The 15,999-nt window shown below is 71.0% G+C and carries 14 protein-coding genes; 8 read left to right on the top strand and 6 right to left on the bottom strand.

Annotated elements, in window-relative coordinates; translation table 11 throughout:
- Window positions 1–52 precede the first annotated feature (52 nt).
- Genes ACXIZN_RS18585 through ACXIZN_RS18575 form a run of 3 tightly spaced genes read left to right on the top strand, consistent with a single transcriptional unit; the run spans window position 53 to window position 2,291 of the window.
- Window positions 53–1,327 carry a bifunctional 3,4-dihydroxy-2-butanone-4-phosphate synthase/GTP cyclohydrolase II gene (locus ACXIZN_RS18585; protein WP_457960553.1) on the top strand — a complete coding sequence of 425 codons (1,275 nt, stop codon included), beginning with the start codon at window positions 53–55 and terminating at the stop codon, window positions 1,325–1,327.
- Window positions 1,324–1,830, top strand: a complete 507-nt coding sequence (gene ribH / locus ACXIZN_RS18580; RefSeq protein ID WP_034311710.1) for a 6,7-dimethyl-8-ribityllumazine synthase — start codon at window positions 1,324–1,326, stop codon at window positions 1,828–1,830. Before ACXIZN_RS18585 ends, ribH begins: the two co-directional genes overlap by 4 nt.
- Window positions 1,831–1,847: 17 nt before the next feature.
- Window positions 1,848–2,291, top strand: coding sequence for a PH domain-containing protein (locus ACXIZN_RS18575; RefSeq protein ID WP_126731744.1), 444 nt, complete (start codon window positions 1,848–1,850; stop codon window positions 2,289–2,291).
- Window positions 2,292–2,371: 80 nt separating this feature from the next.
- Here the strand turns inward: ACXIZN_RS18575 and ACXIZN_RS18570 are convergent, their stop codons facing one another.
- On the bottom strand, window positions 2,372–3,151 hold the full coding sequence (locus tag ACXIZN_RS18570; RefSeq protein ID WP_457955892.1) for an exodeoxyribonuclease III: 780 nt from the start codon (window positions 3,149–3,151) through the stop codon (window positions 2,372–2,374).
- A gap of 96 nt (window positions 3,152–3,247) precedes the next feature.
- On the bottom strand, window positions 3,248–3,985 hold the full coding sequence (locus ACXIZN_RS18565) for a S1 family peptidase (RefSeq protein WP_192745246.1): 738 nt from the start codon (window positions 3,983–3,985) through the stop codon (window positions 3,248–3,250).
- A gap of 238 nt (window positions 3,986–4,223) precedes the next feature.
- Between ACXIZN_RS18565 and uvrC the strand changes: the two genes are divergently transcribed.
- From uvrC to whiA, 4 genes are read left to right on the top strand one after another with little or no spacing between them, the layout of a single operon-like run.
- The gene (gene uvrC / locus ACXIZN_RS18560; RefSeq protein ID WP_192745245.1) at window positions 4,224–6,182 is read left to right on the top strand and encodes an excinuclease ABC subunit UvrC; all 1,959 of its coding nucleotides are present in this window, start codon (window positions 4,224–4,226) and stop codon (window positions 6,180–6,182) included.
- Between the two features lie 50 nt (window positions 6,183–6,232).
- Entirely contained in the window at window positions 6,233–7,090 is an 858-nt protein-coding gene (rapZ, locus tag ACXIZN_RS18555; protein ID WP_034311885.1) for an RNase adapter RapZ, read from the top strand.
- On the top strand, window positions 7,077–8,051 hold the full coding sequence (locus ACXIZN_RS18550; RefSeq protein ID WP_126731751.1) for a gluconeogenesis factor YvcK family protein: 975 nt from the start codon (window positions 7,077–7,079) through the stop codon (window positions 8,049–8,051). Before rapZ ends, ACXIZN_RS18550 begins: the two co-directional genes overlap by 14 nt.
- An 18-nt stretch (window positions 8,052–8,069) precedes the next feature.
- The gene (gene whiA / locus ACXIZN_RS18545; protein ID WP_457955890.1) at window positions 8,070–9,059 is read left to right on the top strand and encodes a DNA-binding protein WhiA; all 990 of its coding nucleotides are present in this window, start codon (window positions 8,070–8,072) and stop codon (window positions 9,057–9,059) included.
- A gap of 61 nt (window positions 9,060–9,120) precedes the next feature.
- On the opposite strand, the gene ACXIZN_RS18540 is transcribed toward whiA, so the two are convergent.
- From ACXIZN_RS18540 to ACXIZN_RS18525, 4 genes are read right to left on the bottom strand one after another with little or no spacing between them, the layout of a single operon-like run.
- Window positions 9,121–10,074, bottom strand: coding sequence for a prenyltransferase/squalene oxidase repeat-containing protein (locus ACXIZN_RS18540; RefSeq protein ID WP_457955889.1), 954 nt, complete (start codon window positions 10,072–10,074; stop codon window positions 9,121–9,123).
- Window positions 10,071–10,778 carry a methyltransferase domain-containing protein gene (locus ACXIZN_RS18535; protein WP_457955888.1) on the bottom strand — a complete coding sequence of 236 codons (708 nt, stop codon included), beginning with the start codon at window positions 10,776–10,778 and terminating at the stop codon, window positions 10,071–10,073. Before ACXIZN_RS18535 ends, ACXIZN_RS18540 begins: the two co-directional genes overlap by 4 nt.
- Entirely contained in the window at window positions 10,772–11,986 is a 1,215-nt protein-coding gene (locus tag ACXIZN_RS18530; protein ID WP_457955886.1) for a glycosyltransferase family 4 protein, read from the bottom strand. The genes ACXIZN_RS18535 and ACXIZN_RS18530 overlap by 7 nt, the downstream gene beginning before the upstream one ends.
- A 3-nt stretch (window positions 11,987–11,989) precedes the next feature.
- Window positions 11,990–14,938, bottom strand: a complete 2,949-nt coding sequence (locus ACXIZN_RS18525; protein WP_457960552.1) for an FHA domain-containing protein — start codon at window positions 14,936–14,938, stop codon at window positions 11,990–11,992.
- A 78-nt stretch (window positions 14,939–15,016) separates the two neighbouring features.
- Here ACXIZN_RS18525 and ACXIZN_RS18520 point away from each other — a divergent pair, with 78 nt between their 5' ends.
- Window positions 15,017–15,940 carry a hypothetical protein gene (locus ACXIZN_RS18520; protein WP_457955885.1) on the top strand — a complete coding sequence of 308 codons (924 nt, stop codon included), beginning with the start codon at window positions 15,017–15,019 and terminating at the stop codon, window positions 15,938–15,940.
- Window positions 15,941–15,999: the final 59 nt, after the last annotated feature.

Here is a 15,999-nt window from a genome sequence, read left to right as displayed (position 1 = left end):
CGAGACGAGTGCGATTCCGGGGTCGGCGGATCTGACCCCCTGTGGAGGCGGGGTGGCCGTGAACGCCGATGCCATCGAGGCGGCCATCGCCGACATCAAGGCGGGCCGTCCGGTCGTCGTGGTGGACGACGAGGACCGCGAGAACGAGGGTGACCTGATCTTCGCGGCGGAGAAGGCCACGCCGGAACTGATGGCCTTCATGGTGCGCTACACCTCGGGATACGTCTGCGTGGCGCTGACCGAGCCCGAGGCGGACCGGCTCGATCTGCCGCCGATGTACCACACGAACCAGGACCAGCGCGGCACCGCGTACAGCGTCACGGTCGACGCCGCCGAGGGCATCACCACCGGTATCTCCGCGGCCGACCGGTCGCACACCGTCCGGCTGCTCGCGGACCCGGCGTCGAAGGCGTCGGACTTCCGGCGGCCCGGCCACGTGGTCCCGCTGCGCGCCAAGCAGGGCGGCGTCCTGCGGCGCCCGGGGCATACAGAGGCCGCCGTCGACCTGGCCCGGCTCGCCGGGCTCTCGCCGTCCGGCGTGCTCTGCGAGATCGTTTCGCAGAAGGACGAGGGCGACATGGCCCGCCGCGACGAACTCGAGGTCTTCGCCGCGGACCACGACCTCAAGATGATCACCATCGCCGACCTGATCGCGTACCGGCGGCGCACCGAGAAGCAGGTCGAGCGGGTCGCCGAGGCGCGGATCCCGCTGAATGCGGGCACCTTCCGGGCGGTCGGCTACGACAGCCTGCTCGACGGGATCGAGCACATCGCGTTCGTCTACGGCGAGATCGGCGACGGCGAGGACATCCTGGTCCGCGTGCACTCCGAGTGCCTGACCGGTGACGTGTTCGGCTCGCTGCGCTGCGACTGCGGCCCGCAGCTGGAGGCCGCCCTGGAGGCGGTCGCCAAGGAAGGGCGCGGCGTCGTGCTCTACATCCGCGGCCACGAGGGCCGCGGCATCGGGCTGCTGCACAAACTGCAGGCCTACCAGCTGCAGGACGCGGGCGCGGACACCGTCGACGCGAACCTGCAGCTCGGCGTCCCCGCCGACGCGCGGGACTACGGCACCGGCGCGCAGATCCTGTGCGACCTCGGTGTCCGCTCGATGCGGCTGCTGACGAACAACCCGGCCAAACGCGTCGGCCTGGAGGGCTACGGCCTGCGGGTCAGCGGGCGGGTGTCGCTGCCGATCTCGCCGAACCCGGAGAACCTGCGCTACCTCAAGACCAAACGGGACCGGATGGGGCACGACCTGTCCCAGCTGGAGCATTTCGACCAGGTCGGCGCCGAGGTCGACCAGGGCAACGGAGGTGGCACGCGGTGAGCGGCGAAGGCCGTCCGGACGTCGAACTCGACCTGTCCGACTGTAAGAACATCCGGCTCGGGATCGTGGCCACGCGCTGGCACACGAAGATCACGAGCGCGCTGCTGGAACGCGCCCTCGAGGCGGCCAAGGCGGCCGATCTGGAGGAAGAGCCGACGGTCGTGCGCGTCGCGGGCGCCGTCGAACTGCCCGTCGCCGCGCAGGCGCTGGCCCGCACGCACGACGCGGTCGTCGCGCTGGGCGTGGTCATCCGGGGCGGGACGCCGCATTTCGAGTACGTCTGCGACGCGGTCACCGCGGGTCTGACCAGGGTCGCGCTCGACGAGAGCACCCCGGTCGGCAACGGCGTGCTCACTTGCGACACCGAGCAGCAGGCCCTCGACCGGTCGGGGCTGCCCGGCTCCGTCGAGGACAAAGGCTACGAAGCGACGGTCGCCGCGCTGGACGCCGCGCACGCGCTGCGGAACCTGCGCCAGCCGTGGACCGAGCGGGGTTTCGTGTGAGTGTCGAGGCGGATGTGATGACGGAGTCCGAGGTCGTGGTGGTGCGGCCCCGCCGTGCCCTGGTGATGTGCTCCGTGCTGGCGGTGATCATGCTGGCGACGTTCGTGGTCGTCGCGGTCCTGCTGCGCGGCTCGGACACCGGCGTGATCTTCCAGCCGTCCGACCAGGCGGCGATGATCGGCATCGGGGTCCTGCTCGCCGCGGGCACGATGCTGTTCGCGACCGCGCGCGTGAAGGCCGACGCCGACGGCATCGAGGTCCGGAACGTGCTGATGACCAAGAAGTTCGCGTGGAGCGAGGTGCTCTCGGTGAGTTTCCCGGACGGGGCCTCGTGGGCGCGGCTGGAGCTGCCGGACGACGAGTACTACTCGGTCATGGCGGTGCAGGCGGTGGACCGGGAACGCGCGGTGGCCGCGGTGCGAGCGCTGCGGAAGTTGCACAAGGCGGCCTGGGAAGGCTGACACGCTCTCTCAAGTGCCGTGAAGGCCTCCTTCACTACTCTCAGGGTAGTGAAGGAGGCCTTCACGGACCTGGGCACCGCTCAAAGCGAAAGATCCACCACGATCGGCGCGTGGTCCGAGGGACCCTTGCCCTTCCGCGCCTCACGGTCCACATAGGAATCCGTCACCGCGCCGGCCACCGTCGCGTCGGCGTACACGAGGTCGATCCGCATTCCCTTGTTGTTCGGGAAGTTCCCCGCCCGGTAGTCCCAGTACGTGAACGGGTGGTCGTACTTCAGCGGCCGCGGGAACACGTCCGAGAGCCCGAGGTCGCGCAGCGCGGCGAGCGCCTTTCGCTCCGGCTCGGTCACGTGCGTCGATTCGGCGAACACGCTGATGTCCCATACGTCCGCGTCGGTCGGCGCGATGTTGAAGTCGCCCAGCACCGCGAACGGCAGCCCGCGCGCCTGCTCCTCCCGCACGGTCGCCTCCAGCGCCGAAAGCCAGGCGAGTTTGTAGCCGTAGTGCGGGTTCTCCAGGTCTCGCCCGTTCGGCACGTACACCGACCACAGCCGCAGCCCGCCGCAGGTGGCGCCGATGGCCCGCGCGTCGGTCTTGTCCTCGAAGGTGGGCTCGCCGGTCAGCCCGCGTGTCACGTCTTCCAGCCCGACGCGGGACAAGATCGCGACGCCGTTCCAGCGCCCGATCCCGTACGCGGCCGTCTCGTAGCCGAGTTCCTTCACCGCGTCGAAGGGGAAGGCGTCGGTGCCGCTCTTGAGTTCCTGCAGGCACAGCACGTCCGGCTGCACCGAGCCGAGCCACTCCAGCACCCTCGGCAGCCGGGGCCCGATCGAGTTCACGTTCCAGGTCGCGATCCGCATGCCCGCGAGCGTCCCACATCCCACCGACACTCCGACGTGAAAGGGCCCCTGCCGTGACGGGTCACGTCGCGGCAGGGGCCCCGGCCGGGGTGGAGGTCAGACCCCGGTGGTCGAGCGGATCCAGGAGCGGGCCGAAGCGACGCTGCCGTAGTTGTTGGTGCCGCGGATGTTCGAGCCGCTCTGGTTCTGCACGGTCGAAGCGACACCGACCTGGACGCCGTTGTAGACCTGGGGGCCGCCCGAGTCGCCCTTCCACGCCGAGCCGTTGATGCCGACGCTCTGGATGGCCGGGCCGCCGTAGGCGTCGCGCGAGCTGCCGGTGACGCGGACGTCGGCCACCTTCAGCGCCGAGGCGGGCGGGCCGGTCGGGGTCTCGCGGCCCCAGCCGTAGAGCTGGTTGGTGCTGCCGACCGGCGGGTTCGAGCCGGCCAGGCTGATCGGCGTGACACCGGCGTCGGAGGCCAGGTGCAGCAGCGAGATGTCGGCGCCGTTCGGCGAGGACACCTTGCGGTCGACGGCGATCTCACGCCCGCCCTGGAGCTGGTTGCTGCCGACGCGGACCCGCATGCCGCTGCCGTCGGAGTCGAGGCAGTGCTTGGCGGTCAGCACCCAGCGCTGGGCGATGACGCTGCCGGAGCAGTTGAAGCCGTCCCACTGACGGCCCGGGGTGTTGACGTAGACCTGGGCGCCCCAGCTCACGGTGGGGGCGGTGCCGCCGCCCACGATGTTGGGCTGGACACCGGTGGGGGTGCCCGCGGAGGCGACCGCGCCGGCGGTCATGGTGAGGGCTGCGGCGGCGAGGGTGGCGGCGCCCAGCGTACGAAGACGGCTCACGGTGCAGGAGTCCTTTCGAGCGTCATCTGACGAAGAACCGAGTGAAGTGGAACTGGGACGGAAAGTAATCACCCGGTTCACCCGCTAGGAACCAACGAACGTCGGATCCGGCTGAAGACCCGACTTAGGTCGGTATACGTAATGAAATACGGACCGCATCGTGGTAGGCGCCACTCGAACGAGGGCTAGAGCATGGGGGCTCGCAAGACTGTCGGTGGTGCCCCATAGGCTTGGCGGCGTGGCTGACCCGACCACCTACCGTCCCTCGCCGGGGAGCATCCCGGACGCCCCTGGCGTGTACAAATTCCGTGACGCCACGAAGAGGGTCATCTACGTCGGCAAGGCGAAAAGCCTCCGCAGCAGGCTGAACTCGTACTTCGCGGATCTCACCGGCTTGCACCCGCGCACGCGCCAGATGGTGACGACGGCGGCGAGCGTCGAATGGACCGTGGTGAGCACCGAGGTCGAGGCGCTCCAGCTGGAGTACAACTGGATCAAGGAGTTCGACCCGCGGTTCAACGTCCGGTACCGCGACGACAAGAGCTATCCGGTCCTCGCCGTCACGATGAACGAGGAGTTCCCGCGCCTGCACGTCTACCGCGGCGCGCGCAAGAAGGGCGTGCGGTACTTCGGTCCGTACGCGCACGCCTGGGCCATCCGCGAAACGCTCGACCTGCTGCTCCGGGTCTTCCCGGCGCGCACCTGCTCGGCGGGCGTCTTCAAACGGCACGGCCAGATCGGCAGGCCCTGCCTGCTCGGTTACATCGGCAAGTGCTCCGCTCCGTGCGTCGGCAAGGTTTCCGCCGACGAACACCGCGCCATCGTCGAGGACTTCTGCGACTTCCTCGCCGGCCGCACCGACGCGCTGATCCGCCGCCTGGAACAGGAAATGGCGGCCGCGTCCGAGGAGCTGGAGTTCGAGCGCGCGGCCCGGCTGCGCGACGACCTCGGCGCGTTGCGGCGCGCGATGGAGAAGCAGGCGGTCGTGCTCGGCGACGGCACCGACGCGGACGTCGTCGCCTTCGCCCACGACGAACTCGAAGCCGCCGTCCAGGTCTTCCACGTGCGCGGCGGCCGGGTCCGCGGCCAGCGCGGCTGGGTGATCGACAAGGCCGAGGAGATGGACGTCAAGGATCTCGTCGACCACTTCCTCACGCAGTTCTACGGTGAGGAGGCCGAACGCGCGGACGACCCCGACCTCGGATCGCCGGTGCCGCGCGAGGTCCTCGTCCCCGAGCTGCCCGCCGACGCCGAAGCGCTCGGCGAATGGCTTTCCGGGCTGCGCGGGTCGAGGGTGAGCCTCCGGGTGCCGCAGCGCGGGGACAAGCGCGCTCTCGCGGAGACGGTGACGCGCAACGCCGGCGAGGCGTTCACCCAGCACAAGCTGCGCCGCGCCGGCGATCTCACGGCGCGTTCGGCCGCGCTGGCGGAACTGCAGGACTACCTGGCGCTGGAAACCGCGCCGCTGCGCATCGAATGCGTCGACATCAGCCATATCCAGGGCAGTGACGTGGTGGCCTCGCTCGTGGTGTTCGAGGACGGGATCCCGCGCAAGTCCGAGTACCGGCGTTTCGCCTTGCGCGAGGCCGCGGAAGAAGGCGACGTCGCGTCGATCGCCGAGGTCGTCCGGCGCCGCTTTTACCGCTATCTCAAGGAAAACGCCGAAGGTGCCGAGGTCGATCCGGAGCGCCCGGGCATCGACCCGGAGACCGGCAAGCCGCGCAAGTTCGCGTACGCGCCGAACCTGCTGGTCGTCGACGGCGCGGGCCCGCAGGCCACGGCCGCGGCGGACGTCCTGTCCGAGTTGGGCGTCACCGACGTCGCCGTGGTCGGCCTGGCGAAGCGGCTGGAAGAGGTGTGGCTGCCGGGCGATCCCGATCCGGTGATCCTGCCGCGCACCTCCGACGCGCTGTATCTGCTGCAGCGCCTGCGCGACGAGGCGCACCGCTTCGCCATCCGGTACCACCGGGAGAAGCGGTCCAAGCGGATGCAGGTGTCCGCATTGGACGGTGTGCCCGGACTGGGGCAGGCTCGCCGTACCGCGCTGATCAAGCATTTCGGCTCGGTGAAGAAACTCCGCGAAGCGCGGATAGAGGAGATCGAGGCGGTGCCCGGCTTCGGCAGGCGCACCGCCGAAGCGGTCGTCGCGGCACTCGCAGGGGAGCAGCCGCAGACGGCGGGGGAGTCCAGTACGTGACCGGTGAAGGGACCATCGTGAGTGCGCAAGAAGAAGGCCGCGGTTCGGGGATGGAGGTCGCGGTCGTTTCCGGTCTGTCCGGCGCCGGCCGCAGCACCGCCGCGAAATGCCTGGAGGATCTGGGCTGGTTCGTGGTGGACAACCTGCCCCCCGAGCTGATCGCCACCATGGTCGAGCTCGGCGCGCAGGCGCGGGGCGCGATCACCAAGGTCGCCGTGGTGATGGACGTGCGCTCGCGCGCGTTCACCGACGACCTGGCGTCGGTCATCAAGGACCTCGACGCCCGCGGGTACAAGCCGCGCGTCCTGTTCCTGGAGGCCACCGACGCGGTGCTGGTGCGCCGGTTCGAGGCCGTCCGCCGCGGGCACCCGATGCAGGGCGACGGCAGGCTCGCCGACGGCATCACCGCCGAGCGCACGCTCCTGGAGCCGCTGCGGGAAGAGGCCGACCTCGTGCTCGACACGTCGTCGCTTTCGGTGCACGACCTGCGCGCCAAGATCGAGGACGCCTTCGGTTCCGAGGCGAGCACGCAGACCCGCGTCACCGTGCTGTCGTTCGGCTACAAGTACGGCCTCCCGATGGACGCCGACCTGGTGATGGACGTCCGCTTCCTGCCGAACCCGTTCTGGATCCCGGAGCTGCGCGACCACACGGGTCTCGAAGGCGAGGTCCGCAACTACGTGCTCAGCCAGGAGGGCGCGGACGAGTTCCTCGACCGCTACCACCAGCTGCTGCGCCTGATCGGCGCGGGCTACAAGCGCGAGGGCAAGCGGTACCTGACGCTGGCCGTCGGCTGCACCGGCGGGAAACACCGCAGTGTCGCCATTTCCGAGGAGCTCGCCCAGCGTCTGTCCAATGAGGACGGTATGGCCGTGAAGGTGGTGCACCGCGACCTTGGCCGCGAGTGAACCGCGCGCGGTCGCACTGGGGGGCGGGCACGGCCTGCACGCCACCCTCACCGCGTTGCGCCGGGTGACCTCGCAGGTCACCGCCGTGGTCACCGTCGCGGACGACGGGGGCTCGTCCGGCAGGCTGCGCCGGGAACTCGGGCTGCTGCCGCCGGGCGACCTGCGGCAGGCCTTCGCCGCGTTCGCCGCCGAAGACGGCGGGACCCTGTGGGCGGAGGTGTTCCAGCACCGCTTCGGCGGTGACGGCGCGCTCGCCGGGCACGCGGTCGGGAACCTGTTGCTGGCCGGATTGTTCGAGGTGCTCGGGGATCCGGTCGCCGCGCTCGACGAGGCGAGCAGGCTCATGGGCATCTCCGGCCGCGTCCTGCCGATGTCACCCGAACCGCTGGAGATCCAAGGTGAGGTTTCGGGGCTGGACGCCGAGAATCCCGGTGCGCTCCGGCGGATCCGCGGTCAGGTGGCGGTGGCGACGACGCCGGGGCAGGTGCACCGAATCAGCCTTCACCCGGCCGGCCAGGCCGATCGGCCGCCGCGCGGCTGCGCCGAGGCGATCGAGGCGGTGCTCGGCGCGGACGTGGTGTTCCTCGGGCCGGGGTCGTGGTTCACCAGTGTGCTGCCCCATCTGCTGGTGCCGGATCTGCACGACGCGTTGCTCCGGACGGACGCCACGAAGGTCGTGATCCTCAACCTGATCCCCCAACCGGGGGAGACGGCGGGGTTCTCCCCGGAGAAGCATTTGGACGTACTCTTCGAACACGCCCCGGAATTGCGGGTGGACGCGGTCATCGCGGACCGTGACTCGGTGCCCTCACCAGCCCGGTTGCGGGACGCGGCCGGGAGACTGGGCGCGCGGGCGTTGCTGGGGGCGGTGGCTGACCCGGTCGTGACGGGGCGGCATGATCCTGATGCGCTCGCGGGCTGTATGCGAGACGCTCTGGAGTCTCACCGGGGGAGGAGCTGAAGGTATGGAGGGGCAGCGATGGCGATGACCGCCGCCGTGAAGGACGAGCTGAGCCGGCTGGAGATCACCAAGATCGGCCCGCGCCGCGCGGAGGTCGCGTCGATGCTGCGATTCGCGGGCGGGCTGCACATCGTGGCCGGCCGCGTCGTGGTGGAGGCCGAACTCGACACCGGTTCGGTGGCGAGGCGGCTGCGCAAGGAGATCCACGAACTGTACGGGCACCAGTCCGACGTCCACGTCATCTCCTCCAGCGGATTGCGCAAGGGCACGCGGTACGTCGTTCGGGTGGTCAAGGACGGCGAGGGGCTCGCCCGGCAGACCGGTCTGATCGACCAGCGCGGCCGTCCGGTGCGCGGGCTCCCCGCCGCCGTCGTGTCCGGCGGTGTCGCCGACGCGGAAGCCGCCTGGCGCGGCGCGTTCCTGGCACACGGTTCGCTCACCGAACCCGGACGCTCGTCGTCGCTCGAAGTCACCTGCCCCGGCCCCGAGGCCGCGCTGGCGCTCGTCGGCGCCGCCCGGCGGATGGGTATCCAGGCCAAGTCGCGGGAGGTCCGCGGCGCGGACCGGGTCGTCGTGCGTGACGGTGACGCCATCGGCGCGCTGCTCACCCGGCTCGGCGCGCACACGAGCGTGCTCGCCTGGGAAGAGCGGCGGATGCGCCGCGAGGTGCGCGCCACCGCGAATCGGCTCGCGAACTTCGACGACGCGAACCTGCGGCGTTCGGCCCGCGCGGCCGTCGCGGCGGCGGCCAGGGTGGAGCGCGCGCTGGACATCCTCGGCGAATCCGCGCCGGAGCACCTGCTCGCCGCGGGCAAGCTGCGCCTGTCGAACCGGCAGGCCTCGCTCGAAGAGCTGGGCCAGCTGTCGGAGCCGCAGATGACGAAGGACGCCGTCGCCGGCCGGATCCGCCGCCTGCTGGCGATGGCCGACAAGAAGGCGAAGGAACAAGGCATTCCGGACACCGAATCCGCGGTCACCCCGGACATGCTCGAGGAAGACGAGGCCTGAGTAGCACGCGTTTAGTCCTCTGGATGCGGTACTTGCACACGCAAGGACCGCATCCAGAGGACTAAACGCGGTGTTCGCCGAAGACTTCGCAGGTGGCCGGGTCGCCGTCGAGTGCGGCGGTCGCCAGGAGGACGGCGCCCGAGGTCCACGTGGTGCGCTCGTCCGGCCAGAATTCCTCGTCCGCGTACTGATAGCCGGTCCAGTACGAGCCGTCGCCGTGGCGGAGCCGGGTGAGGCACGCGAGGAGTTCCGCCGCGCGGGCACGGTCGCCGCGGGCGGCGAGGGTCAGCGCCAGTTCGGCGGTCTCCCCTCCGGTGACCCACGGTTCGTGGTGCACGCAGCGCACGCCCAGGCCGGGTACGACGAACCGGTCCCAGTCCGCCGCCAGCCGCGCCGAGGCGTCGGCGCCGGTCACCACGGAGCCCAGAACCGGGTAGTACCAATCCATCGCGTGCGGTTTCGGCGCGAACAGCCGCGGCTCGCCGACCAGGGCCGTCCGCAGCCGGTGCGCCGCGTCCAGCCAATGTGGACGGTCCAGCCCCAGCGTGGACGCGAGCGCCAGTGCCTGCGTCAGCGCGTGGTGGATACTGCTGCATCCCGTGACCAGGCGGATTCCGGGGTCGTCGCGCCAGGGGATGGCGCCCGACGGCTGCTGCCGCCGCAGGACGGCGTCGACGGCCCTGTCCACGACGGGCCACATCCGGTCCAGCCAGACGCGATTCCCGGTCAGCAGGAAACGGTGCCGGGTCCCGACCGCGACGTAGGCGGTGAAGTTCGTGTCCATAGTGGACAAGTCGATTCCGCCGCCGCGGTACCGGGCAGCCCAGGATCCGTCGGGACGCTGGTTCCGGACGAGCCAGTCGTACGCCGCTTCGGCCTCGGTGCTGAACCCGGCGACGTCCAGTCCCATGGCTGCTTCGAGATGGTTCCACGGATCGAGGTGCCCGCCGGTTTCCCAAGGGATCCCGCCGTCGGGCCGCTGCACGGCCGCGATACCGGCGGCGGTGGCCTTCACGGTTTGCGCGCGTAGACGACGAGGCTCTTGCCGAGCACGGGATTCAGCGCCCACTCGGTGAACCGCACCGGCCGGGGGCTCCGCATGATGTCCCAGACCAGGAACCGGTGGTACAGCGCGCAGAGCCGGTGCTCTTCGTCGGGACCGACCGCGCATTTGAGCCACCAGTACGGCGAGTGCAGGGCGTGCGCGTGATGGCCGCCGGTCGTCGACAGCCCCGCGTCCCTGAGCTTGCCGAGCAGTTCGCGGCGGCGGTAGATCCGGATGTGCCCGCCTTCGACCTCGTGATACGTGTCCGAGAGCAGCCAGCAGATCCGCTCCGGCCACCAGCGCGGCACGGTCGCCACGAGCCTGCCACCGGGCGCCAGGACGCGGCTCGCCTCCGCGAGCACCGTCCGGTCGGCGTGGATGTGCTCCAGCGTCTCGGCCACGATCACCCGGGTGAACGAACCGCTCGGGAACGGGAGCTTGAGAGCGTCCGCGCGGACGGCCAGCGCCGAAGCGGTGGCGGGGGCCTCGCCCGCCTCCGCCAGGTTGGCGAACATGTCCCGCACGTGTTTGAGCGCGATGTCGTCGAGATCGGCGGCGACCACGTCCGCGCCGCGTTTGTACGCCTCGTAGGCGTGGCGGCCGTCCCCGCAGCCGAGATCGAGCACGCGGTCGCCGGGGCCGACGGGGAACCGGTCGAAGTCGACGGTCAGCATCCGGCACGCTCCCGGCCGAGGACCCGCCGGTAGTACGCCGCGGTCTCCTCGGCGGTGCGCCGCCAGCTCAGCGCCCCGGCCGTCTCCAGGCCGCGGGCCGCGAGGTCGGCGCGCAGGTGTTCGTCGCCGAGGACCTTGGTGAGCGCTTCCGCGAGCGCCGGGACATCGCCCGGCGGCACCAGGATCCCCGCGTCGCCGACGACCTCGGGAAGCGCCCCGCCCGTCGTCGCGACGACCGGTGTCCCGCAGGCCATCGCCTCGGCGGCCGGAAGCGAGAACCCCTCGAACAGGGAAGGTATACAAGCGATTTCGGCGGAGCACAGCAACCGCGCGAGTTCGTCGTCGGTCAGCCCGCTGACGAACCGGACGCCGGCGCCGGGACCGAGCCGGGCGAGTGCCCGCGCCGCCGGGCTGTCGGGTTTCGGTTTGCCGACGATCACCAGTTCGCCCTCGATCCGCTCCCACGCCGCCAGGAGGTTTTCGAGCCCCTTCAACGGCTCGTCGGCGCTGGCGGTGGCCACGACGCGCCCCGGGACCCGCGAAATCTCCGGGCGCGGCCGGAAGACCCTGCTGTCGGCGGCGAGCGGGACGACGTGGATCCGGTCCTCCGGCACACCCATTTCCCGGCCGATGGCCGCGCGGGACGCCTGGGACACCGTCAGCGTCGGCAGCCGCCGCGCGACGCGGTGCTGCATTTCCACGAACCCGTACCAGCGCGCGACACGTGCCGCGTCGCGTCCGGTGACGGTGGCGAGCTTCAACGCCCGGTCCACGGCGATCGGATGGTGGACGGTGGCGATCGTCGGCAGTCCACAGTGGAGCATGCCGTAGCCGAGTCCCTGGTTGTCGTGGACGAGGTCGAATTCGCCCCGGCGCTTCGCGAGCTGGCGCGCGGCACGCAGGGAGAACGCGAGGGGTTCGGGGAAGCCGCCGCGCCGCATGCCGAGGAATTCCACCCACGACGGCAGATCACGCAGTTCCTTCGGCCGCGGTGTCCGGAAGGGATTCGGCTCCGCGAACAGGTCGAGCCCGGGGACCTTCGTCAGCCGCACGCCCTCATCCACCTCCGGATAGGGAGGCCCGGACAGCACCTCGACGTGATGCCCCAGCGCGGCGAGTTCGCGGCTCAGATGCCGGACGTACACACCCTGACCGCCGCTGCGCGGGTTCCCGCGGTAGGTCAGGAGCGCGATCCGCAGTGCGCTCACCGCTCACTCCCGCGCACCCCAGTAGCCGAGCTGTTCGCGGATCTTCCGGGTTTCGTCGTGCCGTTCGCCGCGGACCTCGACGGAATCGTCCAGCAGCAGGGCCCAGATCGAGAGCGCCTCGGTGACCTGGCCGGCCTTGGCCAGGGCGAGCGCGAGCCCGAACCGGAGGTCGAGGACGTCGGGATGCCGCTCATTCAGCCGTCCCGTCGCTTCGCCGAGGAGCCGTCGATACTCCGAAACGACGGGGGGGGGGTGCTCGATTTCGGCGCTCCAGAACGCGATGTTGTGCCGCACGTGGCTGACGATCTCGTCGTCGCCCAGTGCCCGTTTCGCCTGCGGCAGCAGCTCCCGGGAGAGGCGGAGGGACTCTTCCCCGTTCCCGGTCTTGCCCGTCGCCACCGCGAGCAGGTGCCGGGCGTGCAGCGTCTCGCGATGATCGGCTCCGAGAGCGTGGGTGGCGTCCCGGACCAGGGCTTCGAACGCCGCCCGGGACTCTTCGAAGCGGCCGAGTTCCATGAGGAGGTAGCCGATGTTGTGGCGAATGCTCAAGACCTCTTCGTCGCCACTCGACAGAGTGGCCGTGGCGATCGGCAACAGCTCTTCGAACCGGGCGAGTGCCGCGGCCGCGTCGCCCGCCTTGCCGGTCCACGTCGCGTGCCGTGCCTTGCAGCGCAACGTCATCCGGTCGGTCTCGCCGAGTTCCCGTTCCGCGCGCCGCGCCCAGGCCGCCCAGCGTTCCCGGTTCTCGACGGGAATGTGCGACGCACGGCGCTCCAACGCGGCGAGAGCGTCTTCGTGGAGTCCTGCGAGCCAGAAGTGCTCGGCCTCGTTGGCCGCCGCGTAGCCCTGTTCCGGCGTCGGCTCGTCGTCTCCGGTCACGAGTGCCACCTCCGAGGTCGCCGCCGCCAGCCGCGCGTGGAGCCGGGTCACCGTATCTGGGGAGAGTGCGGGCGCGTCGGAGGTCCACAGGACGGTTTCGTCGGCGAGACCCGCTCGCGTCCGGCTGACCGAGTCACCGAGCCCGGCCAGGAAGTCGCGGACGTGGACCCGCCGATCCGGGCCACCCGCCGCCGCGCTCGCCGCGGTGAGGATCGAGATCGGGATGGGCCCGCGGGTGGCGGCCAGCGTCAGCAGGTCCAGCAGGACCGCGTGTCCCGGCCGCGGCGACGCCACCGCGCCGGTGCCCTGCTCGACGCCGGCCTCCTCGTCGTCCGCCTGCGCGACGCTGATGAAGGTGACCGTCGAATCGCCGAGCCGGAGCACGTCACCATGCGCCAGCGTGGCGGCAGGCACCCGCTGTCCGTTGACGAAGGAGCCGTTGGCGGAATCCAGGTCGGTCAGCCACGCGTTCGTGCCGTCCCAGCGGATCTTGCAGTGCAGCCGGGACACCCGCGAGTCCCCGAGCCGGATCGCGGCGCTCCTGCTGCGGCCGAGCGTCGTGAGCCCGAAGGACAGCTCGTGGTGGGCGGGCGGCTGACCGGGGACGTCGATGATCAGCGTGGCCGGGGTGATCCTCGGCGAGGTGGGTGAACCGGTGTCCTGGCCGCCCCAGCCGCCGGTGTCCGTCTGGTCCCGCGCCGCCGGAACAGGATCGACGCTCGGCTCCCACCGCCCGTCCGGCGTCAACGGCTCGAACGGGACGGCCCGTACCAGTGGGACCTCCGCCGCGGGCGGCAGGAGTGCCGGCTCCCGCGTCGCCACGACCGTCGTCACCGGTTCCAAGCCCGCTTCCGTCGACAGGCTCCGGACCAGCCCGCACAGCCGGTCCCGGACGTCGGGGTCGAGGTCGTCGAGCCCGTCGATCGCGATCCGCACCGGTGCTCCGGTCCACTGTGGAGCGAGCGTCCGAAGCGGACCGAGCAAAGCCAGGTCGAAGGCGCTCGCACCGCTGCGGGCGGCACCGTCGAGCCCGGCGCGGTGCGCCTGCTCGGCCTCGGCGAAACCGGGCACGGTGCGCCGCAGCTGGCGGGCCAGTTCCCGCGCGAGCCGCTCGGCCGTGTCACCGCGGCCCGCGAACAGTACGGCGTGCAGGAAGTCGGGCGGCACATAGGATCCCGCCACCGACGGCCGGGCGAGCGCGGCCAGCATGGTCGACTTCCCCGCGCCGGCTTCACCGGTGATCGCGACCAGCCGGGCGCCGGTGAGCAGGCGCCCGACGGTCTCGCCGAGTTTCGGATCCGGCTGATAGTTCGCGGTCAGCCGTTCGATCAGGGGCGCGGCCGGGTTGCCCGCCAGCGGGGAACGCCGCCAGACGGGGGAGGAGTTCAGCGCGAGCCACAGCCCTTGATCGGCGTCGGCCACCTCACGGGTGCCGTCGAAACCGAGGTGGATAGCGGTCTGCATCGGGCACAGGCCGGTGATCACCCGTTTGAGATCCGCGCACCGGACGCGTTCGCCGAACTCCGTGTGCCCCGAGCGCAGTACCGAGACCAGCGACCGGCTGAAGCACCCGTTGGCCGCGACGCGGTCGTCCGAGGCGGTGAGCAGGTCGAAGCGTTTACCCGCTTCGCCGACGATCCTCAGCCAGCGTTGCCCCGCCTGCCTCGCCCCGATGCCGGCGTGGCAGGTGTCGAGCAGGATCACCAGACCGTCCAGCATCGAGTAGCGGCCGAGCAGCTCCTTGATGCGCTGGGCGAACAGGAACGACCGGCGGCTGTCCACCGGCAGGCCGGTGTCCTTGGTGAGGAAGTAGAAGTCGTCGTCGGCGTACTCGCCGTGGCCGACGAGCGAAAGGAAGAGCGTCGCCTCGTCGTCCGACGCGCGCTCGAAGGCCTCCACGAGCGCGTCGTCCAGCTCGACCATGGTCGGGTCGACGAGCAGGCCGCGGCCGTCTCCGAGCGCGGGCACGCAGCCGCCGATCTCGGGGTCGAGCAGGGCCGTCGACACCTGATGCCCCGCGTCGGGGAGGAAGGAGAGAAGGTTCAGTGAGTCGCATTGCGACGCGACCACCAACGACCTCCGCTCTCCCACGGAGATCACTTTGTCTCATCGGACGGTCACCGGCAAGGGCGGCCCGCGATACTGTGCGACATGGCTCGGATCGTTCTGGTGCACGGCATCGCCCAGGAACAGAAGTCCGCGGACACCCTCGAGGCCGAATGGCTGCCCAGCCTGGCGGGCGGCGTCCGCCTCGCCGGTGACTCCGCGCTGGCCGACGCCGTGTGGCGCGACGCCCGGCCCGGTGACGCGCGGATGGCCTTCTACGGTGACCTGTTCCGCAAGGACGGCCAGCAGGGCGGCGCGGACGAACTCACCGCGGACGAGTGGGCGCTCGCCGAGACCCTGGCGGTGGAATGGCTCCGGAACGCGGCTTCGTCGGCGTCCCGCGAGGCGGACCGGAACCGGGCGAAGGCCGAACTGGACCTGCTCGGTGGTCCGGCGGGGGAGACCCAAGGGGTCCGCGCGGCGGCCCGTCCGGTGCTGAACGCGCTGGTGCGGCTGAAGCCGTTCGCGAGGCTCGGGGTGGCGTTCGCCGAACGCGTGGTGGTCAAGGCGCTCAAACAGGTGACGCTGTACCTCACCGACGAGACGATCCGGGAACGCGTGCAGGAGCGCGTCGCCGAGCTCGTCGGACCGGAGACCGAGGTGATCGTCGGGCATTCGCTCGGTTCGGTCGTCGCCTACGAGGCCGCCCATCTGCACGGCCGTCCGCTGCCGCTGCTGCTCACCCTCGGCTCGCCGCTGGGCCTGCGCACGGTGGTCTACGAACGGACCCGGCCGCAGCCGCCGTCCGTCCCGCCCGGCGTAGCGCGCTGGGTGAACCTGGCCGACCGGGACGATCTCGTCGCCGCGCGGCCGGATCTCAGCGGGCTGTTCCCCGGCGCCGACGGTGTCCTGGACAGCGGTTACACCGTCGACAACGGGGCGAAACCGCACGAGGCGGCGTTCTACCTCGCGAAGCGTCGCACCGGCGAGGTCCTCTCCCAGGCGTTAACCCGCGGCGGGCAGGCGTAACGCGGCGGTTTCCGCGGTGACGACCGATGGAAACAGCCGCCATCGAAGATCGCCGGAGA

This window comes from Amycolatopsis sp. TRM77291 (assembly GCF_054166285.1).
This window is presented reverse-complemented; position numbering and strand designations above follow the sequence as displayed.

Excerpts from the sequence above, each read along its gene's own strand:
- ACXIZN_RS18570 (WP_457955892.1), bottom strand. The coding sequence starts at position 3,151 with ATGCGGATCGCGACCTGGAACGTGAACTCGATCGGGCCCCGGCTGCCG.
- ACXIZN_RS18575 (WP_126731744.1), top strand. The coding sequence starts at position 1,848 with ATGACGGAGTCCGAGGTCGTGGTGGTGCGGCCCCGCCGTGCCCTGGTG.
- rapZ (WP_034311885.1), top strand. The coding sequence starts at position 6,233 with ATGGAGGTCGCGGTCGTTTCCGGTCTGTCCGGCGCCGGCCGCAGCACC.
- whiA (WP_457955890.1), top strand. The coding sequence starts at position 8,070 with ATGGCGATGACCGCCGCCGTGAAGGACGAGCTGAGCCGGCTGGAGATC.
- ACXIZN_RS18520 (WP_457955885.1), top strand. The coding sequence starts at position 15,017 with ATGGCTCGGATCGTTCTGGTGCACGGCATCGCCCAGGAACAGAAGTCC.
- ACXIZN_RS18535 (WP_457955888.1), bottom strand. The coding sequence starts at position 10,778 with ATGCTGACCGTCGACTTCGACCGGTTCCCCGTCGGCCCCGGCGACCGC.